This window comes from Stutzerimonas stutzeri (genome assembly GCF_024448895.1).
Lineage (GTDB): Bacteria > Pseudomonadota > Gammaproteobacteria > Pseudomonadales > Pseudomonadaceae > Stutzerimonas > Stutzerimonas stutzeri_Q.
The window spans coordinates 1-21,039 of the sequence record NZ_JAMOIC010000004.1; the positions used below are offsets into that span (position 1 = coordinate 1).

The following is a 21,039-nucleotide window of genomic DNA, read 5'->3' on the forward strand; positions in this document are numbered from 1 at the left end:
GGATCAACACCGCGTCACCGATATCACTCGTAGGATGGCGTTGAGCGGAGCGATACCCATCAACTCTGAGCCGAATCGATTTCCGGCCAGCGGTGCGCTTGGTACGAGGCGGGCACCACAAATCGCAGGCATAAAAAAAGCCCCGCCGAGGCGGAGCTTCTTTTCAGCAGAGAAGCTTCAGGTTAGATAACCTGAACTTCCTCAGCTTGCATGCCCTTCTGGCCGCGGGTAGCGACGAAGGAAACTTGCTGGCCTTCTTTCAGGCTCTTGAAACCGTCGCCTTGGATGGCGCGGAAGTGTACGAAGAGGTCGTCACCGGATTGAGGAGTGATGAAGCCGAAGCCTTTTTCATCATTGAACCACTTAACGGTACCGGTTTGGCGATTGGACATTTGAATGTCTCCTTGAACGATGTAGAGATGATTTGAACGGGCAAATACCCCGAACGGTGACTGTGTGCAAGGAGTTAAAGGAGTCGTAGCAATGATCGGATCGAAATCTAAACATGTAGCGATTCACGGTGACACATGCAGCAGCAGCCAACGAAAGATACCGCATTTCCGTAGCAATGCGAGCATTATTTTCAGGTTTCTACCTTACGCTCACCCGCCGCGGCGCTCGGTCCTGGCCGCTGGGCTTGGAACCGGCCCTGTCGGCTCGGTAAGATGCACGCCTTTCCTTAACTCTCACCAGCCCAATCAGGACGCCCGCCATGAGCATCAAATCGGACAAGTGGATTCGCCGGATGGCCCAGGAGCACGGCATGATCGAGCCCTACGTCGAGCGCCAGATGCGCGGCGAGGGCAGCGAGCGCCTGATCTCCTATGGCGTCTCCAGCTACGGCTACGACGTACGCTGCGCCGACGAATTCAAGATCTTCACTAACATCAACTCGGCGATCGTCGACCCGAAGAACTTCGATGAGAAGAGCTTCGTCGACATCCAGAGTGACGTTTGCATCATCCCGCCAAACTCATTCGCCCTGGCGCGCACCGTCGAGTATTTCCGCATTCCGCGTAACGTACTGACCATCTGCCTGGGCAAGAGCACCTATGCCCGCTGCGGCATCATCGTTAACGTGACGCCGCTGGAACCTGAGTGGGAAGGTCATGTAACGCTGGAGTTCTCCAACACCACGACGCTGCCGGCGAAGATCTACGCCAATGAAGGCGTGGCGCAAATGCTGTTCCTGGAGTCGGACGAGGAGTGTGAGACGTCCTACCGCGACCGTGGCGGCAAGTATCAGGGCCAGCGCGGCGTGACCTTACCCAAGGCGTAACTTCCTGTCTGTTCCACAGTGTTCATGCGTGTAGCGGCGGCTGAGGCCATACGCGTCGTTATAGCAACGCCGCGCTGTCCGTTCTTCGGGCGCGCTGCCGGGCGTAAAGGGTTCTCCTAACGCCTAGCGTTTCAGCAGGATCGATTCGGTTATCACGCTGAGGCGACCCCGGCTCCGAAAGAATCTCTATGTGCTTAAACGAAAAATGCCCGCAATAGCTGCGGGCATTTTGGTGCGAGCGTCATGGGCCGACCGGATCGACCCACGTTGCCAGCCTGGCAACTCAGCCTGCGAAGTTCTTCGCGACGAAGTCCCAGTTTACGACGTTCCAGAACGCTTCGACGAATTTCGGGCGGGCGTTGCGGTAGTCGATGTAGTAGGCATGTTCCCAGACGTCGCAGGTCAGCAATGGCTTGTCGCCAGCGGTCATCGGGTTACCGGCACCAATGGTGCTGGCCAGGCCGACGCTGCCGTCGGACTTCTTCACCAGCCACGCCCAGCCGGAGCCGAAAGTGCCGATAGCGGTCTTGGTGAACTCTTCCTTGAACTTGTCGAAGGAACCGAACGCGGCGTTGATGGCATCAGCCAGCTCGCCTGTCGGCTGGCCACCGGCGTTCGGTGCCATGCAGTTCCAGAAGAAGGTGTGGTTCCAGACCTGAGCGGCATTGTTGAAGATGCCACCGGAAGAGGTCTTGATGATGGTTTCCAGATCCTTGCCTTCGAACTCGGTGCCAGGGATCAGGTTGTTCAGATTGGTCACGTAGGCTTGATGATGCTTGCCGTGGTGATACTCGAAGGTCTCGGCGGAAATGTGCGGCTCGAGGGCGGTTTTTTCAAACGGAAGCGGCGGCAATTCGAAAGCCATGGTGTATCTCCTGCTCAGGTGTCGAGAATAGATGCGGCTCGGAAGGAGGCAGTCTGCGCTGGTAATCAGCGCCTCGCGGAACGGGGAAACTACTGCACTGATGCTTGTCCGTTTACGCCTGTCTTTCCCTTCGCTTGCTGCATGCTTGCGCATTCTTCGGCCGATCACGGGCGGCCGTAATAGCGGGCTGAAGCGTTCCACTCCATGCCCGCGAACCGTGGATCATAGCACCGGGCCTGCGGCAAAACCACGCGCCAACTGTGTGGAGAAGCCGAGGCCAGAGCCTTGTCGCTGGGTTTCGCGGGTGGTTTGACGGCGCTACTAGCCCTCTGCGTGGACCTCCGAGAATGGCAGGCGTTCCTCAGGCAAGGATTACCAGCTGTGCTGCAACGGCGAACATCATCATCGCGACTCCCAGGTCGATCAGGCGCCAGGTCAACGGTCGCGCGAGCCAGGGAGCAAGCCAGGCGCCACCAAGGGCAAGGATCAGAAACCAGATAGTCGAGGAAGTCGCGGCGCCGAGTGTGTAGGCGCCGGGTTCGGGTTGTTGAGCGCCAAGCGAGCCGATCAGCAATACCGTGTCGAGATAGACGTGCGGGTTGAGCAGCGTGACCGCCAGCGCTGCAAGCAGCACGCTTCGCAGCGAACGCGGGCCGCGCTGGGCATCTTCCTTCAAGGCCTGCGGGCGTGCAGCACGACACAAGGCGACGACGCCATAGAAGGACAGGAAGATCACGCCGCCCCAACGCGTGACCTGGAGCAGTACCGGGCTCTCGGCGAGCAGTGCGGCGAGGCCGAACACTCCAAGGCTGACCAGCAGGATGTCGCACAGGATGCAGAGCGCAGCGACGGGCAGGTGGTGCTCACGCCTAAGGCTTTGCGCCAGCACGAAAGCATTTTGCGCGCCGATCGCGATGATCAGCCCTGCGGTGACCAGCAATCCGTTGAAGTAGCTCTGCCACATGGTGCTCTGCCTGTCTGCATATAAAGGATGGCTCGCAGTCTCGGCCTTGCTGTCGTATAAGAGAAACGAATTACGGTAATGCTGCATAAGGAAAACTGATGTTCGATTACAAACTGCTGTCCGCTTTGGCTGCGGTGGTCGAGCAGGCTGGGTTTGATCGTGGCGCACAGTCGCTGGGCTTGTCGCAGTCGGCGGTCTCTCAGCGCATCAAGTTACTGGAAGCGCGGCTTGGGCAACCGGTACTGCTACGCGCGACGCCCCCGCAGCCGACAGAGGTGGGTCGGCGGCTGCTCAATCATGTTCAGCAGGTGCGATTGCTGGAGCGAGATCTACAGGGCAGAGTGCCCGAACTGGATGGAGGCCGGCTCCCTGAACGGCTTCGGGTCGCGCTCAATTCCGACAGCCTTGCGACTTGGTGGCCGGAAGCCGTTGCGCCATTTTGCACCGCGAACGCCGTGGTACTCGATCATGTGCTGGAAGATCAGGATGTGGGACTCAAACGCATGCGCGCAGGAGAAGTGGCCGCGTGCGTCTGCGCCGTCGAGCGCCCATTAGCCGGTGCGCGCAGCCAGTTCCTTGGGTCCATGCGCTATCGTGCCCTGGCGACGCCGGCCTTCATCGCCCGGCATCTGCGTGGCGATCCGCCTGCCGAGGCCTTGGTACGAGTTCCGGCCATCGTCTTCGGGCCGGATGATCAGCTGCAGCACCGGTACCTCGCATCGTTGGGCCTGAGCGGTGCGTTCAGCCACCACCTGTGTCCCTCATCGGAAGGCTTCGTAAGGTTGCTGCAGAGCGACCTCGGCTGGGGCATGGTGCCTGAGCTCCAGGTCCGCGAGGAGCTGGCCAGCGGTGCGCTGGTCGATGTGTTTCGGGGCGAGCCAATCGATGTCCCGCTGTATTGGCATCACTGGCGCAACGGTGGCGAGTTGCTGGCCGAGCTTACTCAGCAGCTCACGCGTTCGGCTGGGCAATGGCTGATCGGGTGAATCTCTCGATTGTCAGCTCATGACACGCTGGCCGCGGTAGATGCGAGCCGATGGCTGATGCATGAGATGGCTGGCGTCGGATGTAGGCTTGGTCACGACGGGTGGTGGCATGTCGCTGTAGGTCGCCAGCTGTTTACCGAGGTCACGGGTGGTTTCATCGCCAGAGCAGAGGCAGGCCGTCAGCATGGCCTGGATGGCATCGGGTTGGCTCAGACGTATTTCCAGCTGTTGCTCGTCGCGCAGTCGACTGCGCAGGTGCTGCATGCAATCGAGTACGGCCTTGTTGAACTCCATGACGATTCGTCCTCCGCAATGACTCATTCACTCCTGGGCCCGACATCCTTGTCGGCGAAACGCTATCCACTGGCATGAGTCATGTAGCAACCGCCATACCAGCTCCGATTTCCCATGCTTCCGAAGACGGTGGAGGCCGTAGCCATGCGGTCTGGCGGCTGAACCGACGTGAAGCAGGACGCACAGGTTTTGCGTCCTGCTGCACAGTCTTGAATCGCTGTGGCGCCACGCGCCTGATGAAGGTGCGGTCAGCCTGATCATGGCGCTGAAGTGCCTCTGCTGAATCGTTATACTGCGCGCTGTTTCTCGCCTCGCGCCCTTTGAAGGTACCCCATGCGCAACGATGCTCACGACGAACTGGACAACGTACCCAGCCTGACCGCCGGCCGTGACCGCGACCCCTATCCCGCGCCGGAGCTCGAGCCGGTCCGCAAGCCCGAGGACCGCGATCCAGACAGCCCTCGGACACGACAGAAACGCCGTGGTGGAAGTACCGTGCCGCTTTGGATCCTGATCGTTGCGCTGTTTGGCCTGCTGGTTGGGCTGGGTTGGTGGAGTATGCAGCAGGTCTCCAAGCTCGAAGCGCAGCTGGTTGCTACCCAGGAGAGCTTTGCGCGCATCAGTGAAGATGCAAGCGGGCGACTGCAGGACATCTCCGGCAAGATCGTGGCGACCGAATCGAATGTCACCACCGAAGGCGAAGCCCTGAAATTGCGGATCAAGCAGCTGGAGAAGCTGACGCTGGAGCTAGCCGAGCAGCAGCGGGCGATCACCACGCAGCAGCAGAGTCTGACCGGCAAGCAAGGTAATCAGGATAAGCGTCTGGACGAGCAGAACACCCGGGTCGAGAGCGTCGCCAGCGAAGTACGCGGCCAGCAGAGCGCGGCGGCAACCCTCGCCGAGTCGGTAAAGAACGTATCTGGCGAGCAGGCCGAGCTGAAATCGTCGTTCGCCGGACTGAAAGGGTCGGTTGATGAGCTAGGCAAGCTATCCGGCCGGATCGACAGCTTGAGCAAGGACGTCGCTGCGCTGAAGCAGCGGGGCGACGCCAGCCAGGCTATCAGCCGGTTGGAACAGGATGTGCTCATCCTGCGCAGTGAACTGGACAACCGTCCCGCCGCTACGCCGGGGATCAACACTTCCGAATTTGACGCCTTCCGTGCGCAGATGACGCGCAACGTCAACACACTGCAGGGCCAGATCGCGAACCTGCAGCAGCAACTCGATCAGCGCTAGCCACAAAAAAGCCGCTGCGCATCGAGCGCAGCGGCCAGGCGAGTCAGCCAAACGAGGAGTGTGAAGCTAGAGGTCAAGCGCTAGCGATACGCCGACGCCCTGGTTGCGATTTTCGTTACCTTGATAGTTGTAATTGGCGCGAACGCTCATCCCGGGTGTTATCTGATGGGCGATTCCCAGACTGAAGCGGGTCTGGTCGACGGTAGGCGTAGAGCCCGGAAGCACGAAGCTGTTGTTCTCCACGCTGTTCAGCGACACACGCAAATCCTCGCGTTCATCGTCTTCTCGTTCCACTTCACGGGCCACCTCAGCGAACAGGCGGGTACGCTCGCTGATCGCATAGTTGCCGAACAGACCGACCGACAAGCGCAGCGAGTCGAGTTCCTGATCGTCAAAGCTCATGGCTGTCGAGCTGGCGCCTTTCTCGCTGTAGCCATCAACGTCGACCTTCTGGTAACTGGCGCCGACGAATGGCCCGAACTGCAATGCGTCGCCGATCTGCATGAGGTTGAAGCCGGTCTTTGCCGAGACGCCCCAGAGCATCCCTTCGGTGCTGCCTTTTTCGGAGCGCTCCGCTACGCCCAAGGCAAAGGTGCGATCCAGCGAGTCGTAATCCAGGTAGCCGACACTGGCAGTGAAATCAGCGAATAGACGATCCTTCTGATAGCTGGCGAAGGCGCTCGCCAGATAACTGCGCATGTCGTAGTCGGAATCACCTTCGCCCAGGGTCAGGGAGTTCTGCGCCAAGCCCAGGCTAAGCCCGGCAAGCCAGGCCTCGCTGATCCGGTTGGTCACGCCGATCATCAAGGTAGGGCTGTCACCATCACCGCCACCAAAACCGTCGTACTCTGGCCGGTTGTAGCCGCCCTGGACGAAGGCGCGCCAGGTGCCTGTGGTCTGCCAGTCATGGCGCTGCGCGGTGAGCTCGTTGTCGAGCATCTGCAGATGGTTGCGCAATGCCGAGCGGCCCATTTCCGGCAGCAGGGAAATCTCTGCCGGGGCAGAAAGGATCGAATAGATATAGTCGGCGCTGATCTGATGAACCGCGGTAGTTGGATGCACGGCGTCGTTGAACAGCAGGCGGCTTGGATCGGCATTGGCGGTGCCCAGGCCGTAAGTCGGGTCGAGCGGGCAGTTGCCCCCATCGAAGCAGACAGCCGTTTGATTGATCGCTGGGTCGAACCCATAGCGGGCGAGATCGGCGCGCACTTCTGTCAGCAGCAGGCGGGTGTTCAGCAATACGTAATTGCCACCCTGGGCTCGGAGGCCCGCGGCGAGTTCGGCGTTGAAGGCGTCGCTCAAGCCGTTCAGCAGGGCGCTGTTTCCCTGCGCTGTACCCAGTGGCGTATTGCCGACATCGGGCAGGTCGGAGATGACGATGTAACGCGCCCCGGCGGCCTGTAGCGCGCCGACCGCGGTAACCATGTTTCCTGCAGCCTGAGCCATCGTCACCGGCCTGGTTTGCAGTTGAAAGATGTCGTTGGCGCCGCCGTTGAGGTAGTAAAGACCGTTCGGGTCGACCTGGGGGGTCTCAACGAGATAACCCGGACGGGTTCTAGAGAGTCCACCAGCCGACACCGTTGAACTGCCCACCAGCGAATCGAGGATCTGATCTGAACGGTAACCACCCACCGCATAATTGGTACCGTCTGGATTACCGGTCACAAGGGATGGCAGCAGCGGCGTGGAGGGCTGCGACTGAAGCCCCAGCCGATTGGCGAGTACTTGCGTAGCAACCTGCCCGAAATACTCGGTATTGTCAGGGCCATAGTTCGGGCCGGTGCGGTTGGTGAAGCGCAATCCTCCGGTGGGGAAAGCACCCGATAAGGGGCTGCCCAGATCCGGGAAGGTTCCGGCGTCGCTGAGCGAGTCACCGAAATTGACGAATTGGCTGTACGGGCTCGTTTGCGCATAGGCTGCAGCTGACATTCCAGCCATGAGTAAGGCTATGGCGAGTGGCTTGAGAGGGCTCTGCACATGTCTCTCCTTCTTGTTGTTATTGGCAGCCGGCGCACTGGCGGCCGGCAGTTCAATCTATCCGCGATCGGTCACAGGTATAAGCACTCTTAAGCGCCATTTATCGGGCGTGTTCGTGTCGCCCGAACGGACTACTGGCGGAGATCACTTCGATCAGAGCCTTGTTAAAATTTATTTGTTTCATCGACTCCTGAATTCAGGACGGTGGCCGCTAACCCAGCATGAGCGCTAAGCCACGTGATCTGTAGGGCTATGGCGCTAATAGTGGTTGGCCGAATGCCCAGGTGCCGGTTGGCAAGCGCCACGGGCACATAGAAATGGCTCTGAAATAATGTCCAAGTGCTACCATTCGGCGCGGCTAACACGAGGGCGTGGCTAGCCTCTGCATTGCTCCATTCGGGTGTTTATTAAATGCCGTCCTTGATCGACCTGCTGTCAAGCCGCCTGGCCAGTCTGCTGCCAAGTGAACTCAAGTCCAATGAGTTCATGAAACTGGTCATCCCGCACCGTCATTCGATGCTGCTTTCCCAGCGTCGAGCCACACTGATCGTTAATCGGGTCAGGATGTTTGCCTTCCTTTTTGCGGTGCTGACCCCGGTATGGGGGATCATCGATGTGATGGTCTTCAGCTATCCACTATGGCTCGGTCTGGCGACGTTTCGTCTGTTGGCCTGTGCCGCGTTCGTGTGTCTGCTGTTGTACTACCGTCCCAGCGGCAATCTGTTCGACGCCTATCGGGCGATTGCGCTGTTGTTCGCAATCCCGACCCTTTTCTATATCGCCTCGCATACGCTGCTGGGCGGCTATCAGCTAACCCAGTTGTCCGCTATGGTGGCGGCTGGCTATGCCTTTCTGCCGTTCGTGCTGATGGCGGGGTTAGCGATATTTCCGCTGACATTGCTTGAGAACGTTGTCATGGCGAGCGTCCTGCTGTTGGCACATGCCCTGGCAGGCTATCTGTCGTGGGCGACGCTCAACTGGCCCTCGTACGCTGGTGGTTTCTGGCTGCTGATGCTGATTGCCGGTGTGACCGCGTTGGCGAGTCTCAGCCAACTGGCTTTCATGATTGCATTGGTGCGCCAAGCCATACGGGATCCGCTCACGGGTGTGTTTTCACGCGGCAGCGGTCAGGAGATTCTCACGCTTCAATGGGACACCGCGCGACGCCACGACACCGGGCTAGCGGTGGCTTTCATCGACCTCGATCACTTCAAACCGATCAACGACACCTTCGGTCACGAGGCTGGCGACCTGGTGCTGCGCAGTTGCGCCCAGCAGATGCTGTCCAGCCTGCGCAGTACCGATACCCTGTTGCGCTGGGGCGGTGAGGAGTTCGTGGTGATCATGCCGGATACCGACCGGGAGCAGGCGCGGCTGGCGCTGGAGCGTATCGTGCGGCGCGGACTGGGCATGCGTCCGGATGGGCAGGCGGTGACCGCGAGCATAGGCCTGGCCGAGCGCTGCATCGATTTTGTCGAGAGCCCGGCAGAACTGCTCGAGCTTGCAGACCGCCGGATGTACCTGGCCAAGAGCTCGGGCCGCAACCGCCTCTGTTACGAATCGGACGAGGCGGTGACGGAGCCGTCGGCCGCCTGAGCCGGGTCAGCGCTCAACCGAGAACACGTGCTTGAGATAGCTGACGAAGGCCTCGTCACGGCACATGGTCTTGCCCGGCGAGTCGGAAATCTTGGCAACCGGTTGCCCATTGCAGCTGGTCATCTTGATCACCATGTTGGTGGGCACGACGCCGGGAATGTCGCAAGTCAGATGGGTGCCGATGCCATAGCTGGTGTTACTGCGCCCGGCAAGCGCCCGGTAGATGCCCAACGCCTTAGGGAAATCCAGACCATCTGAAAACACCAGCTGCCGAGTCATCGGATCGATGCCTAGGCGGCGGTAGTGGGCAATCGCCTTTTCCGCCCATTCGACCGGGTCACCCGAGTCGTGGCGCAGGCCGTCGAACAGCTTGGCTAGATACAGATCGAAATCGGCGGTGAAAGCATCCATGGTGATGCAGTCGGTAATGGCAATGCCCAGCGCCCCCCGGTATTCCCGCGCCCAGCAGTCAAGTGCTGCGCTCTGGCTGTCGATAAGCCTTGGACCGAGCTGCTGATGCGCCATGATCCATTCGTGAGCCATGGTGCCCATGGGCTTGAGATCGAGGGTGCGAGCCAGGTGAACGTTGCTGGTGCCCACGAAATTGCCAGGGAATGAAGTCTTCAGTCGCTTCACGACTTCGGTCTGCACGCCGACGGAGAAGCGCCGACGGGTTCCGAAGTCGGCCAGATTGAAGCCGGCGAGTTCGTCCGGGGAGGCTTCTTCACGCAGCCATTGGAGTTTTTCATCCAGCCGGTCGGTTGCCTGATCCAGCGTTACATCGGGGTAGCGAGCGCGGTTTCGCACCTCGCTGATGATCGCCAGCAGCGGTACCTCGAACAGGATTACGTGCAGCCATGGGCCGCGCAGATAGACCACCAGTTCACCGCCTTCTAGTTCGACGCGCACGTAACGTGGGTCGAAGCGAAACAGGCCGAGAAAGCGAATGAAGTCTGGCTGCATGTAGGGAATGCGTTCGATGAACGCCAGTTCCGCCGGCTCGAAACGCAGTTCGGCCAGCGCCTCCAGCTGCTCTTTGATGGCGTCGAGGTAAGGCGTGAGGTCTTCCTCGGAGCGACTGCGAAAAGCCCACTCGACTTCGGCGTTGGGGTAATGGTGCAGCACCGCCTGCATCATCGTCAGCTTGTAGTAATCGGTGTCCAGCAGGCTCTGGACGATTCGCTCGGAAAAGGCGCTGACGCTCATTGGCTGGTCTCTGGCTGTGGGGCGGAATCAGGCTCCGCCGATACCTTCGACCACCTTACCTGTGCCGCCGCAGTTTTTGCATTCCCCCGCATCAATACGGCCGCTGCCATTACAGACCCTGCAGATGTTCTCACCCGTGCCGGGCGTTCCGGGTGCGGCGTCGTCGCCTGGGTTTTGAGAGGACGACCCGATGTCAGTCATATTCATGAAAGTCTCCTGCCACTCAGCTTCATCTTGTTCGCGATATTAATCGAGTACCAGTTGGGAGTATGGATTAGCGGTGTCGGTTTATTGTCATCAATAAGGCTTGGAACCAACTTTGATTAATAGCGTTAGAGATAGCGTAAATAAAAAAGGCGAAGGGTTAACCTTCGCCTTTTCATTACCTCTACACATCAGCTATTGCTGGTGCGGCCACCGCCGTGGCTGTTCTGGCCACCCTTGCGGCCTGCTTCGGAGGCCTTTTCACGATCATTGGCAAAGTTGCCGCCGCTGTTATGGCCGCCCTTCTTGCCTGCTTCGGATGCTTTTTCGCGATCGTTTGCGAAGTTGCCAGGATTCTTGTTCGCCATGTCTTACTCTCCTCGATGGATACAGACTCATGCGGGCTGAACACACCTCATCAGCCTTCATAATTTCAGAGCGGAGGAGCGCTCCACTAGTTTCCGCTATTTAACAAGCGACGGACGAGTGGTTATTTTACATCTGCAACAAGTATGGCTAATGGCAAGTACAACGAAACGGCTGTTATTTCCAAATATCTACCGCATAAATTGAATCGCTGATAGGTCAGGCAATCAGTGCAAGTTGGCGTTGTGCCAGCAGGCGCATGACATAGCCGATCTTTAGCCCAGTTGGCCCGAGAATCACCAGCGCGTGGCTTGCGACGATGGCGCCCAGTACAAGGTGAGCATCGAAGATGTAGGCGCCGGCGATACCCAGCACGAGCAGAAGTACGCCGAGCACCATGGACAGATTGGCCAGAATCAACAGCCGTTGCGGATCGAGTGGTTGCGCGTTCATGAGGCTCCTCGATGTTGAACAAAGGGCTCGCGGATGGCGAGCCCGTAACGGCTAGTCAAGCGCCGAAGCTGGACCGAAGAACTCGTAGCGAGCCTGATGCGCAGGGACGCCAAGTGCTTGCAGTTGACGGCGGATGGCGGCCATGAAGGGCTTTGGGCCCAAGAAGTAGGCATCCAGATCGCGCTCGGCCGGCAGCCAGTCGTCGAGCCGTTCCTCGGTCAACAGGCCAACGGCGTCGGGCTGAGGGCTACCTTGCTGATGCTCGTCGTAGCAATAGAAGCGATTCAGCTGCTCATACCGGTCAGCGAGATCATCGATGGCTTCGCGAAAGGCATGGGCGTCAGCATTACGCGCGCAGTGGATGAAATGAATCGGCCGCTCGGTCGCGATGGCAGCTTCGAGCATCGCCAGCGTAGGGGTGATGCCCACGCCACCGCTAATCAGAACCAGCGGCTTGTCGCTGGGCTGAAGCGTGAACTCACCGGCAGGCGCGAACAGCTCCAGTCGCTCTCCCTCTGCCATTCCGTGAAGCGCATTGGAAGCTACGCCGCCTGGCTCGCGCTTGACGCTGATGCGGTAGTCGCGGCCATTGCTGGCGGCGGAGAGTGAGTAGTTGCGGCGAATCTCTACGCCATTCACCCACAGCTGTAGCCCGATGTATTGGCCCGGCTCATGCGCTACCACCGCGCCACCGTCTTCAGGTTCCAGATAGAACGAGGTGATTTCCGCGCTCTCGGCTACCTTGCGGGCGATCCGGAACGTGCGTGCGCCACGCCAGCCGCCCGGGGCCTGGGCCGTTGCGCTGTACAGCTGTTCTTCGCTGCCAATGAGGATGCCGGCGAGCTGCTCGTAAGCTGCGGCCCATGCGGCGATCACCTCATCGGTGGCGATTTCTTCCCCGAGAACTTCCCGGATGGCGCGCAGCAGGCAAGAGCCGACAATGGGGTAGTGCTCCGGCTGTACCTGCAGGGCCACATGCTTGTTGATGACTTGCGAAACCAGCCCGCCGAGCTGATCCAGCCGGTCGATGTGCTTGGCGTACATCAGCACGCCATTGGCCAGGGCGCGCGGCTGGTCACCGCTGGCCTGATGCGCCTGGTTGAACAGCGGGCGCACCTCCGGGTATTCGGCCAGCATGAGCTTGTAGAAGTGATCGGTCAGGGTTTCGCCACCGCTTTCGAGCAGCGGGACGGTCGCGGTAATCAGGGCACGTTGTTCAGCGCAAAGCATGGAGGACTCCAGTTATTGAAAGGGCCCCGTCTCTGGTGCATCGCTCCGTGAAGCGGCTCGGACAGGTACCTCACTCCTTCAATATCCGTTCCATGCCGGAATTGACCAGAATCAAGGCCGATCAGACGCATGAAGGTCAATTCCACCCAGATTTTTAAGGTTTAAATAACCATCAAAGGTCCTGGTAACCCTCTGGACTGCGCTTCCCGAGCGTTGCAGATCGAACCGCTACGCCCGAGTGCGTTCTATAGCTCTGACCATCGACAAGCTTATGGAGGCGACATGGAGAACTACCACATCACGCACGACCAGGACCGTTGGGTACTGCGCGAAGAGGGCGACAAGCGCGCCTTGCTTGAGGCGACCACCAAAGAAGACATCATCAGTGAGACCCGTGACTACATGAAGTTGCGCACCGCCTCGGTGAAGATCCATACCGTCGACGGCAAGATCGAGGAAGAGCGGACCTACCCGAGAGATCAGGACCCGCGTTCAACCAAAGGCTGATCATAAGGTCGGTTGCAGAGGCGCTGGCGCTGGTTGATTTGTGCAGCCAGCGCCACCGCCCAATACGCAAGGATGAAAGGCATGGTTAGCGGCGCAATGCCGAGCCGTTCGAAGGCCAGCCTACCGATGATCGCCAGCGCGATACCCAGCGCCGGAGCGACCGGCGAGCGATGAGTCTGGCTTAGCGCCAGCGCGGCAAGCGCCGGGTTGTAGCCGGTTAGCCCCGCCAGCGCATGATCCTCTGCGGCGCCGGTGAGCAGCGCCACATATATGCCCATCGCAGAACCGCAGAGTGCCCAAGAGGCCGCGCGCCGGTTGGCCATCAGCAATCCTCCAAACAGGCAGAGCCCGGCAAACGGATCCGACAGCAAAATGATCTGCGCAATCCCCCGCAATACGCTTTCCAACGCGCCCCAGCCATCCAGTTGGTAGGCCGATGAGTGCAAGTCGCCCGTAGGCTCCATAGGTGCGGACAGCGCGAGCATCAGCCAGCCAAGCAGCACGAAGGGCAGGGTGAAACCTGAAAGGCCATGACGCTCGCGCCTGCCTCTGAGCAGGTAATGTTGCGGCAGGCTCGACAGGGCCCCCACGGCTGCGGCGATCAAGAGCGTTATGTACGAAAAGCCGAGCAGATGGGTGATCAACAGGCCCAGCAATGCTGCGTTGTAGCCGTAAAGACCGGTCTCGATGTCACTTCTCGCGTAATCACAGCACCATGCCGTGGCGGTGCCGGCGAGCAGCCCTGCAAGGGCACCAATGAGCAGAAAAGGCTCGTTGAGGCCGATCACGATCAAGGTCAGCAAGCCGCAGCCCCGATGGCGTTGCAGGAAGATCTGACTGAAGCCGTTGAGCGTCGAGCGCAACAGATACTGGGCGAATGGGTGCATGGAACATATTCAAGGGCGAGCGCGTCCGTGCCGGGAAAGACGCTTCCCGGCGCAGGCGTCGTTGGGGGCTAGTTGAGTGTTTCGATGCGCAATGAGTTTGTCGTACCGGGCTGGCCCAGCGGCACGCCGGCGGTGATCAGCACCGTATCGCCAGTACCGGCCATTCCCTGCGCGCGCGCCAGTTCCAGCGCATTTAGGCAGATTTGCTCCATGTCGTGCATGCGCGCGTCGATCACCGAGTACACCCCCCACGCCAGGGTCAGCTTACGCGCCGTGGCGACGTTGGGGGTGAGGCTGAGGATCGGTGTGCCCGGTCGCTCGCGGGAGGCGCGCAGACTGGAACGACCCGACTCGGTGTAGTTGACCAGCACCGCGATCGGCAGGATGCCGCTGATTCGGCGAATCGCGCAGCTGATGGCATCAGGCAGGGTGGCTTCGGCGCTGGGTCGGTGCACGTCGAGCTGCGCCTGGAAGTCCGGCCCGCTCTCCACCTGGCGGATGATCTTGCTCATCATGCTGACTGCTTCCAGCGGATAGTCGCCCGAGGCAGTTTCGGCCGAGAGCATCACCGCGTCAGCGCCTTCGGCTACCGCATTGGCCACATCGGTCACCTCGGCGCGAGTCGGGGCAGGGGAGAAGCGCATCGACTCGAGCATTTGCGTGGCCACCACCACTGGCCGGCCGAGCTGGCGGCAGGTGCGCACGATGTTCTTCTGGATCCTCGGGACGTTTTCGGCCGGCACCTCGACGCCCAGATCACCCCTCGCCACCATGATCGCGTCGCTCAGCCGTGCGATCTCGCGCAGATGCTGCACGGCAGAAGGCTTCTCGATCTTGGCCATGAGAAAGGCACGCCCACCGATCAGCTCGCGAGCTTCATGAATGTCCTGCGGACGCTGAACGAAGGACAGCGCTACCCAGTCGACGCCCAGCTCCAGCCCGAACGTCAGGTCACGCCGGTCCTTTTCAGTCATCGGGCTCAACTCCAGAACCGCTTCCGGTACGTTGACGCCCTTGCGATCCGACAGCTCGCCGCCCGCCACTATGCGGGTCTCGATGGCATTGGCGAGCTTTGCAACCACCGTCAGACGCAGCCGGCCATCGTCCACCAGCAGGCTCATGCCGGGCTGCAGTGCATCGATGATCTCCGGATGGGGAAGGTTGACCCGGGTGCTGTCGCCCGGCGTCGGATCAAGATCGAGACGCAGCGTCTGCCCGCGCGTCAGCAGCACCTTGCCCTCGGCAAACCGGCCCACGCGCAGCTTCGGGCCTTGCAGGTCCATGAGGATGCCGATGGGCTGATTCAGCTGGCGCTCCACCTCACGAATCCAGCCGAAACGCTCGGCATGGTCAGCATGCTCGCCGTGGCTGAAGTTCAGGCGGAACAGGTTGACCCCGTTTTCCACCAGATCGCGCACATCATCGATGCTGCGGGTGGCAGGGCCGAGGGTGGCGAGAATCTTGACCTTCTTATCGGGTGTCATGGCGGGCTCTTTGGGCTGTGTTCGTGATGCGCCGTGCCTAACGGGACGGCGGCAGGATCAGGATGGCGCGGAAATCGTTGACGTTGGTCCGAGTCGGGCCGGTCATCAGCAGCGCGTCGAGGGCTTCGAAGTAACCATAGCCGTTGTTGTTACCCAGCTCGTCGGCTGCACTGAGCCCCATGGCAGCGGCGCGGGCATGGCTGTCCGGCGTCATCAGCGCGCCGGCGTTGTCTTCCGAACCGTCGATGCCGTCTGTGTCGCCAGCCAGCGCGTACACGCCGGGCAGGCCCTGAAGGTTTTCGGTCAGGCTCAGGAGAAACTCGGCATTGCGACCGCCGCGGCCATTTCCGCGCACCGTCACCGTGGTTTCTCCGCCGGAAAGGATCACGCAAGGCGCGGCGATCGGTTGGCCGTGAAGCACCACCTGCCGGGCGATGCCGCCATGGACCTTTGCCACTTCACGCGACTCACCTTCCAGGTCACCGAGGATCAGCGGCGTGATGCCCGCTGCGCGGGCTTTATCAGCGGCGGCATCAAGCGATTGCTGCGGCTTGGCGATCAGCTGAAAGTGGCTGCGTGACAGGCAGGGATCGTTCGGCTTGACGGTTTCTGAGCGCGGGTCTTCCAGCCAGGCACGTACGTTCGCAGGGATGTCGATGCCGTAGCGCGCCAGGATCGCAAGCGCCTCGGCTGAAGTGGTCGGGTCAGCTACGGTCGGGCCGGAGGCGATCACCGTCGCCTCGTCACCCGGAACGTCGGAAATGGCGTAGGTGTAGACAGTCGCCGGCCAGCAAGCCTTGGCCAGACGGCCACCCTTGATCGCCGAGAGATGCTTGCGCACGCAATTCATCTCGCCGATGTGGGCGCCGGAGCGCAGCAGCGCTTTGTTGATCGCCTGCTTGTCGGCGAGGCTGATGCCTTCGGCTGGGAGTGCCAGCAGCGAGGAACCACCGCCGGAAAGAAGAAAGATCACCCGGTCGCTTTCTGCGAGATTGCTGACCATTTCCAGCACGCGGCGGGCGACGCGTTCGCCAGCATCGTCCGGCACCGGATGCGCGGCCTCGACCACCTCGATCTTGCGGCAATCGGCACCGTGGCCATAGCGCGTTACCACCAGCCCGGAGAGTTCACCTTCCCACACTGCTTCGATTGCTTCGGCCATGGCTGCTGCCGCCTTGCCGGCGCCGATGACGATGGCGCGGCCGCTGCGATCCGCGGGCAGATGGTCAGCCAGGACCTGGCGCGGGTGAGCAGCATCGATGGCGGCGGTGAACAGCTCGCGCAACAGGGCTTGCGGGTCGAGGCTCATGTACTGCTCCTTCTCTATTAGGTCTGGGGCCGATTCCAGACCTTAGGGCTCGGCATTGCAAGCGCTAAGGTATGGAATTGGATTCGACCCACCCGGCAGTCGGGCCGTGACTCCTTCTGCCGGGCAGATCGAAAGGGGTGCACCTCAGGTGCGTTGAAGCGGTTATGTGATGGGTATCGCTGAGCTCGACGCCATCCTACGGGGGCGGTGTTGCGGCTCGCCCGTAGGACGGGTTGAGCATGCGATACCCATCAGTGTGTGGCGTTGAGCGCAGCGCCAGCCAGCGCTGCTGTCTGGGTCCAGCGATGGCTGGCGCGGCTCAACTCAACTCTGTGCTCAGTCCTTGCGGATCGAGAAGTTGGCCATATGCTCCAGGCCCTTGATCAACGCCGAGTGGTCCCAGTTGCTGCCGCCGATGGCCGCGCAGGTGCTGAACACCTGCTGAGCATTGGCGGTGTTGGGCAGGTTCAGGCCCAACTCGCGAGCACCAGCCAAGGCGAGATTCAGGTCCTTCTGGTGCAGGCTGATGCGGAAGCCTGGATCGAAGGTGCCCTTGATCATGCGCTCGCCATGCACTTCCAAAATCTTCGAGCCGGCAAACCCGCCCATCAACGCCTCGCGGACACGGGCCGGGTCGGCGCCGTTCTTCGCTGCGAACAACAGGGCTTCGCCAACGGCCTGGATGTTCAGCGCCACGATGATCTGGTTCGCGACCTTGGCCGTCTGGCCGTCGCCGTTCTCACCGACCAGGGTGATGTTCTTGCCCAGGGCCTGGAACAGCGGCAGGGCACGGGCGAAGCTCTCCTCGCTGCCGCCGATCATGATCGACAGCGTCGCGGCCTTGGCACCGACCTCACCACCGGACACCGGTGCGTCGAGGTAGCGGGCGCCGGTGGCGTTGATCTTCTCGGCGAACGCTTTGGTGGCGCTAGGGGAGATCGAGCTCATGTCGATCACCAGCTTGTTCGGGCCGACGCCCTCGGCGATGCCATTCTCACGGAACAGCACGTCTTCGACCTGCGGGGTGTCCGGCACCATGATGATGATGAACTCGGCTTCCTGGGCGACTTCCTTAGGGTTGGCCAGGGAGACGGCGCCAGCCTCGATCAATGCAGCCGGAGCGGCATCGTGATGCGCTGAAAGGAACAGCTCGTGTCCGGCTTTCTGAAGGTTCTGAGCCATGGGCAGGCCCATGATGCCGGTGCCGATAAATCCGATCTTAGCCATGATAATTCTCCTCAAATTCGTTCTGGTCGCCGAAAAAACTACCTGCGTTGGCAGTACTTCGTTGAGCGCGGCCTGGGTGGCCAGCCTCGGTCAGAATGCTCATTTGGAAGACCAACCTCGCACGCGAGCCCGGTCCGCTTCTTCGGTCTTCTTTGCGGGGCCGCCTAGGTCTCGTCTTGCCTGCCTTGCCTACGTTTTTCGACTATTTATTAGATGGCGTTGTGGCTCTTCAGCCAGCCAAGGCCTGCTTCGGTGGTGGTGGCCGGCTTGTATTCACAGCCGACCCAGCCCTCGTAACCAATGTGGTCCAGGTGTTCAAACAGGAAGTGGTAGTTGATCTCGCCCGTGCCGGGTTCGTTACGGCCGGGGTTGTCCGCCAGCTGCACATGGTTGATGGCTGCCAGATTGGTTTCGATGGTGCGCGCCAGGTCTCCTTCCATGATCTGCATGTGGTAGATGTCGTACTGCAGGAACAAGTTGGTGCTGCCGACCTTGTCGCGGATTTCCAGCGCATGCGAGGTGTTGTTTAGGAAGAAACGTGGGATGTCGCGGGTGTTGATCATCTCCATGACCAACCTGATGCCCTCCGCTTCGAGCTTTTTCGCCGCGTAGCGCAGGTTCTCTATAAAGGTGATTTCCAGCTTGCCAAGGTCGGCGCCGCGAGGCGCAATACCGGCCAGACAGTTGATCTGGGTGTTGCCCAGCACCTTGGCGTAGGCGATGGCCTGGTCGACGCCGGCGCGAAATTCTTCGATCCGTTCCGGGTCGCAGGCAATGCCACGGTCGCCGTTGGCCCAGTCACCGGCCGGCAGGTTGAAGAGCACCTGGGTCAGGTTGTGGGCGTCCAGTCGTGCCTTGATCTCTTCGGCCGGGTAGTCGTAGGGAAAGAGGTACTCGACACCGCTGAAGCCGGCTTCGGCAGCGGCGGCGAAGCGGTCGAGGAAATCCATCTCGGTAAACAGCATGGACAGGTTGGCGGCGAAACGGGGCATAGGTATCTCCTTGTGATCTGTAGGGATCGGTTCGGTACGTCGGTGCTACGTTTTTGGTGGATATGCTTCGCGATATCCACCCTACGGGTCTGCTTTTCGTAGGAGCCAGCTTGCTGGCGATCAGTCGGGCATGGCGCTTAGGATCGCCAGCAGACTGGCTCCTACGGGCGGTGCGTCTTCCGTCAATCCAACAGCGCGACCGCAGTCGGAGCGTCTTCACGGCCTTCGGCCAGCGGCTCGAATTCGTTGATGGCGTCGATTTCGGTGCCCATGGCGATGTTAGTCACCCGCTCGAGGATTACCTCGATCACAACCGGCACCTGATGCTCGGCCATCCAGGCCTGGGCCTGGTCGATGGCCGGGCGCAGGTCTTCTTGCTTGAACACGCGGATCGCCTTGCAGCCCAGGCCCTCGACCACCGCGACGTGATCCACGCCGTAGCCTTCCATGCCGCTTTGGTCGGCGTTGATGTTCTCGAAGCCCAGCTGCACGCAGTAATCCATCTCGAAACCGCGCTGTGCCTGGCGGATCAGGCCGAGGTAGGCGTTGTTCACCAGGATGTGGATGTAGGGCAGCTTGAACTGCGCACCCACCGCCAATTCCTCGATCATGAACTGGAAGTCGTAGTCGCCCGAAAGCGCCACCACCTTGCGGGTTGGGTCCGCCGCGACCACGCCGAGCGCTGCCGGAATGGTCCAGCCGAGCGGGCCGGCCTGGCCGCAGTTGATCCAGTGGCGCGGCTTGTACACGTGCAGGAACTGCGCGGCGGCGATCTGCGACAAACCGATGGTGCTGACGTAGCAGGCATCACGGCCGAAGGCGTTGTTCATGCACTGGTATACGCGCTGTGGCTTCATCGGCACCGTTTCGAAGTGCGTCTTGCGCAGCAGGGTGCGCTTGCGCTCCTGACAGTCTGCCGCCCATGGCGTGCGATCCGGCAGCTTGCCCGCTGCCTTGCGCTCCCTGGCGACTTCAACGAACAGTTCGAGCGCAGCACCTGCGTCCGAGGTGATGCCGAAGTCCGGCGAGAACACCCGACCAATCTGTGTCGGTTCAATATCCACGTGCACGAAGGTGCGGTCCTTGGTGTAGACGTCCACCGAACCGGTGTGGCGGTTGGCCCAGCGGTTGCCGATGCCGAGCACGAAATCCGAAGCCAGCATGTTGGCGTTGCCGTAACGGTGGCTGGTCTGCAACCCACACATGCCGGCCATCAACGGGTGGTCATCGGGGATCGCGCCCCAGCCCATCAGCGTCGGGATCACCGGCACGCCAACGGTCTCGGCGAACTCCACCAGCAGCGCTTCGGCACCGGCGTTGTAGATCCCGCCGCCCGCCACGATCAGCGGACGCTCGGCGGCGCAGAGCATGTCGATGGCTTTCTCGATCTGCTTGCGAGTCGCTGCCGGCTTGTACGCGGACAGCGGCTCGTAGGTCTCGACGTCGAATTCAATCTCAGCCATCTGCACGTCGAACGGCAAGTCGATCAGCACAGGACCGGGGCGACCGGAGCGCATCACGTGAAAGGCTTGCTGGAATACCCGCGGCACCAGTGCCGGCTCGCGGACGGTCACGGCCCACTTGGTCACCGGCTTGGCGATGGACTCGATGTCCACGGCCTGGAAATCTTCCTTGTACAGCCGCGCACGTGGCGCCTGGCCGGTGATGCAGAGGATCGGGATCGAGTCGGCCGAGGCGGAGTAGAGGCCGGTAATCATGTCGGTACCGGCCGGGCCCGAGGTGCCGATGCACACGCCGATGTTGCCGGCTTTGGTGCGGGTGTAGCCCTCGGCCATGTGCGAGGCGCCTTCGACGTGGCGAGCCAGAATGTGACGGATGCTGCCGTCGGCGCGCAGGGCGGAATACAGCGGATTGATCGCCGCACCGGGAATGCCGAAGGCGGTGTCGATGCCTTCCTTGCGCAATACCGCAACGGCGGCATCGATTGCTCTCATTCGGGCCATGGGTCATTCCCTC

General features: G+C 60.9%; 21 protein-coding genes. 5 read left to right on the forward strand and 16 right to left on the reverse strand.

Annotated features, from left to right (window positions below):
- Nucleotides 1-182: 182 nt before the first annotated feature.
- Entirely contained in the window at nucleotides 183-392 is a 210-nt protein-coding gene (locus tag NA619_RS05780; protein ID WP_003282211.1) for a cold-shock protein, read from the reverse strand.
- Nucleotides 393-712: 320 nt separating this feature from the next.
- Between NA619_RS05780 and dcd the strand changes: the two genes are divergently transcribed.
- Nucleotides 713-1,279, forward strand: coding sequence for a dCTP deaminase (gene dcd, locus NA619_RS05785; protein ID WP_122165380.1), 567 nt, complete (start codon nucleotides 713-715; stop codon nucleotides 1,277-1,279).
- 283 nt (nucleotides 1,280-1,562) lie between these two features.
- Here dcd and NA619_RS05790 read toward each other — a convergent pair whose 3' ends face one another.
- Together NA619_RS05790 and NA619_RS05795 are read right to left on the reverse strand one after the other, a co-directional pair.
- Nucleotides 1,563-2,144: a superoxide dismutase gene (locus tag NA619_RS05790; RefSeq protein WP_255960840.1), complete on the reverse strand. Its 582-nt coding sequence runs from the start codon at nucleotides 2,142-2,144 to the stop codon at nucleotides 1,563-1,565.
- 361 nt (nucleotides 2,145-2,505) lie between these two features.
- Entirely contained in the window at nucleotides 2,506-3,108 is a 603-nt protein-coding gene (locus NA619_RS05795; RefSeq protein ID WP_255960841.1) for a LysE/ArgO family amino acid transporter, read from the reverse strand.
- Nucleotides 3,109-3,206: 98 nt separating this feature from the next.
- Here NA619_RS05795 and NA619_RS05800 point away from each other — a divergent pair, with 98 nt between their 5' ends.
- The gene (locus tag NA619_RS05800; RefSeq protein WP_255960842.1) at nucleotides 3,207-4,094 is read left to right on the forward strand and encodes a LysR family transcriptional regulator ArgP; all 888 of its coding nucleotides are present in this window, start codon (nucleotides 3,207-3,209) and stop codon (nucleotides 4,092-4,094) included.
- A 12-nt stretch (nucleotides 4,095-4,106) separates the two neighbouring features.
- Here NA619_RS05800 and NA619_RS05805 read toward each other — a convergent pair whose 3' ends face one another.
- The gene (locus NA619_RS05805) at nucleotides 4,107-4,388 is read right to left on the reverse strand and encodes a hypothetical protein (RefSeq protein ID WP_255961134.1); all 282 of its coding nucleotides are present in this window, start codon (nucleotides 4,386-4,388) and stop codon (nucleotides 4,107-4,109) included.
- 333 nt (nucleotides 4,389-4,721) lie between these two features.
- Between NA619_RS05805 and NA619_RS05810 the strand changes: the two genes are divergently transcribed.
- Complete coding sequence (locus tag NA619_RS05810; protein WP_255960843.1) at nucleotides 4,722-5,624, forward strand: ATPase; 903 nt, start codon at nucleotides 4,722-4,724, stop codon at nucleotides 5,622-5,624.
- 66 nt (nucleotides 5,625-5,690) lie between these two features.
- Here NA619_RS05810 and NA619_RS05815 read toward each other — a convergent pair whose 3' ends face one another.
- Nucleotides 5,691-7,601, reverse strand: a complete 1,911-nt coding sequence (locus NA619_RS05815) for an autotransporter domain-containing protein (protein WP_255960844.1) — start codon at nucleotides 7,599-7,601, stop codon at nucleotides 5,691-5,693.
- A 411-nt stretch (nucleotides 7,602-8,012) separates the two neighbouring features.
- Between NA619_RS05815 and NA619_RS05820 the strand changes: the two genes are divergently transcribed.
- A complete protein-coding gene (locus NA619_RS05820; RefSeq protein ID WP_255960845.1) occupies nucleotides 8,013-9,197 on the forward strand; it encodes a GGDEF domain-containing protein in 1,185 nt (394 codons plus the stop codon).
- Nucleotides 9,198-9,203: 6 nt separating this feature from the next.
- On the opposite strand, the gene pncB is transcribed toward NA619_RS05820, so the two are convergent.
- The 5 genes from pncB to hmpA all read right to left on the reverse strand — a co-directional run bounded on the left by pncB (nucleotide 9,204) and on the right by hmpA (nucleotide 12,656).
- Nucleotides 9,204-10,403: a nicotinate phosphoribosyltransferase gene (gene pncB / locus NA619_RS05825; RefSeq protein ID WP_255960846.1), complete on the reverse strand. Its 1,200-nt coding sequence runs from the start codon at nucleotides 10,401-10,403 to the stop codon at nucleotides 9,204-9,206.
- A 27-nt stretch (nucleotides 10,404-10,430) separates the two neighbouring features.
- Entirely contained in the window at nucleotides 10,431-10,610 is a 180-nt protein-coding gene (locus NA619_RS05830) for a hypothetical protein (protein WP_255960847.1), read from the reverse strand.
- Between the two features lie 188 nt (nucleotides 10,611-10,798).
- The gene (locus NA619_RS05835) at nucleotides 10,799-10,975 is read right to left on the reverse strand and encodes a general stress protein (protein ID WP_272891662.1); all 177 of its coding nucleotides are present in this window, start codon (nucleotides 10,973-10,975) and stop codon (nucleotides 10,799-10,801) included.
- 217 nt (nucleotides 10,976-11,192) lie between these two features.
- Nucleotides 11,193-11,426, reverse strand: coding sequence for a hypothetical protein (locus tag NA619_RS05840; RefSeq protein ID WP_255960848.1), 234 nt, complete (start codon nucleotides 11,424-11,426; stop codon nucleotides 11,193-11,195).
- A gap of 51 nt (nucleotides 11,427-11,477) precedes the next feature.
- A complete protein-coding gene (hmpA, locus tag NA619_RS05845; protein WP_255960849.1) occupies nucleotides 11,478-12,656 on the reverse strand; it encodes an NO-inducible flavohemoprotein in 1,179 nt (392 codons plus the stop codon).
- 282 nt (nucleotides 12,657-12,938) lie between these two features.
- On the opposite strand from hmpA, the gene NA619_RS05850 reads away from it, so the two are divergent.
- On the forward strand, nucleotides 12,939-13,163 hold the full coding sequence (locus tag NA619_RS05850) for a DUF2188 domain-containing protein (protein ID WP_255960850.1): 225 nt from the start codon (nucleotides 12,939-12,941) through the stop codon (nucleotides 13,161-13,163).
- On the opposite strand, the gene NA619_RS05855 is transcribed toward NA619_RS05850, so the two are convergent.
- The 6 genes from NA619_RS05855 to gcl all read right to left on the reverse strand — a co-directional run bounded on the left by NA619_RS05855 (nucleotide 13,136) and on the right by gcl (nucleotide 21,026).
- Nucleotides 13,136-14,050 (reverse strand): urea transporter, encoded by a 915-nt coding sequence (locus NA619_RS05855; protein ID WP_255960851.1) that lies wholly within the window; start codon nucleotides 14,048-14,050, stop codon nucleotides 13,136-13,138. The two genes, NA619_RS05850 and NA619_RS05855, sit on opposite strands and share 28 nt — an antisense overlap.
- Before the next feature lie 68 nt (nucleotides 14,051-14,118).
- Nucleotides 14,119-15,534: a pyruvate kinase gene (gene pyk / locus NA619_RS05860; protein ID WP_255960852.1), complete on the reverse strand. Its 1,416-nt coding sequence runs from the start codon at nucleotides 15,532-15,534 to the stop codon at nucleotides 14,119-14,121.
- A gap of 37 nt (nucleotides 15,535-15,571) precedes the next feature.
- Nucleotides 15,572-16,843 (reverse strand): glycerate kinase type-2 family protein, encoded by a 1,272-nt coding sequence (locus NA619_RS05865; RefSeq protein WP_255960853.1) that lies wholly within the window; start codon nucleotides 16,841-16,843, stop codon nucleotides 15,572-15,574.
- Nucleotides 16,844-17,179: 336 nt separating this feature from the next.
- Entirely contained in the window at nucleotides 17,180-18,070 is an 891-nt protein-coding gene (locus NA619_RS05870; RefSeq protein ID WP_255960854.1) for a 2-hydroxy-3-oxopropionate reductase, read from the reverse strand.
- Between the two features lie 209 nt (nucleotides 18,071-18,279).
- A complete protein-coding gene (hyi, locus tag NA619_RS05875) occupies nucleotides 18,280-19,062 on the reverse strand; it encodes a hydroxypyruvate isomerase (protein ID WP_255960855.1) in 783 nt (260 codons plus the stop codon).
- A gap of 182 nt (nucleotides 19,063-19,244) precedes the next feature.
- Nucleotides 19,245-21,026, reverse strand: coding sequence for a glyoxylate carboligase (gene gcl / locus NA619_RS05880; RefSeq protein ID WP_255960856.1), 1,782 nt, complete (start codon nucleotides 21,024-21,026; stop codon nucleotides 19,245-19,247).
- Between the last annotated feature and the right edge of the window lie 13 nt (nucleotides 21,027-21,039).

What these genes read in the sequence shown, in the direction of transcription:
- NA619_RS05810 (WP_255960843.1), top strand. Translation starts at nt 4,722, where the DNA reads ATGCGCAACGATGCTCACGACGAACTGGACAACGTACCCAGCCTGACC.
- NA619_RS05780 (WP_003282211.1), bottom strand. Translation starts at nt 392, where the DNA reads ATGTCCAATCGCCAAACCGGTACCGTTAAGTGGTTCAATGATGAAAAA.
- NA619_RS05855 (WP_255960851.1), bottom strand. Translation starts at nt 14,050, where the DNA reads ATGCACCCATTCGCCCAGTATCTGTTGCGCTCGACGCTCAACGGCTTC.
- hyi (WP_255960855.1), bottom strand. Translation starts at nt 19,062, where the DNA reads ATGCCCCGTTTCGCCGCCAACCTGTCCATGCTGTTTACCGAGATGGAT.
- NA619_RS05795 (WP_255960841.1), bottom strand. Translation starts at nt 3,108, where the DNA reads ATGTGGCAGAGCTACTTCAACGGATTGCTGGTCACCGCAGGGCTGATC.
- NA619_RS05870 (WP_255960854.1), bottom strand. Translation starts at nt 18,070, where the DNA reads ATGGCTAAGATCGGATTTATCGGCACCGGCATCATGGGCCTGCCCATG.
- NA619_RS05805 (WP_255961134.1), bottom strand. Translation starts at nt 4,388, where the DNA reads ATGGAGTTCAACAAGGCCGTACTCGATTGCATGCAGCACCTGCGCAGT.
- hmpA (WP_255960849.1), bottom strand. Translation starts at nt 12,656, where the DNA reads ATGCTTTGCGCTGAACAACGTGCCCTGATTACCGCGACCGTCCCGCTG.
- pyk (WP_255960852.1), bottom strand. Translation starts at nt 15,534, where the DNA reads ATGACACCCGATAAGAAGGTCAAGATTCTCGCCACCCTCGGCCCTGCC.
- NA619_RS05850 (WP_255960850.1), top strand. Translation starts at nt 12,939, where the DNA reads ATGGAGAACTACCACATCACGCACGACCAGGACCGTTGGGTACTGCGC.
- pncB (WP_255960846.1), bottom strand. Translation starts at nt 10,403, where the DNA reads ATGAGCGTCAGCGCCTTTTCCGAGCGAATCGTCCAGAGCCTGCTGGAC.
- NA619_RS05800 (WP_255960842.1), top strand. Translation starts at nt 3,207, where the DNA reads ATGTTCGATTACAAACTGCTGTCCGCTTTGGCTGCGGTGGTCGAGCAG.
- NA619_RS05835 (WP_272891662.1), bottom strand. Translation starts at nt 10,975, where the DNA reads ATGGCGAACAAGAATCCTGGCAACTTCGCAAACGATCGCGAAAAAGCA.
- dcd (WP_122165380.1), top strand. Translation starts at nt 713, where the DNA reads ATGAGCATCAAATCGGACAAGTGGATTCGCCGGATGGCCCAGGAGCAC.
- NA619_RS05865 (WP_255960853.1), bottom strand. Translation starts at nt 16,843, where the DNA reads ATGAGCCTCGACCCGCAAGCCCTGTTGCGCGAGCTGTTCACCGCCGCC.
- NA619_RS05820 (WP_255960845.1), top strand. Translation starts at nt 8,013, where the DNA reads ATGCCGTCCTTGATCGACCTGCTGTCAAGCCGCCTGGCCAGTCTGCTG.
- NA619_RS05830 (WP_255960847.1), bottom strand. Translation starts at nt 10,610, where the DNA reads ATGAATATGACTGACATCGGGTCGTCCTCTCAAAACCCAGGCGACGAC.
- gcl (WP_255960856.1), bottom strand. Translation starts at nt 21,026, where the DNA reads ATGGCCCGAATGAGAGCAATCGATGCCGCCGTTGCGGTATTGCGCAAG.
- NA619_RS05840 (WP_255960848.1), bottom strand. Translation starts at nt 11,426, where the DNA reads ATGAACGCGCAACCACTCGATCCGCAACGGCTGTTGATTCTGGCCAAT.
- NA619_RS05790 (WP_255960840.1), bottom strand. Translation starts at nt 2,144, where the DNA reads ATGGCTTTCGAATTGCCGCCGCTTCCGTTTGAAAAAACCGCCCTCGAG.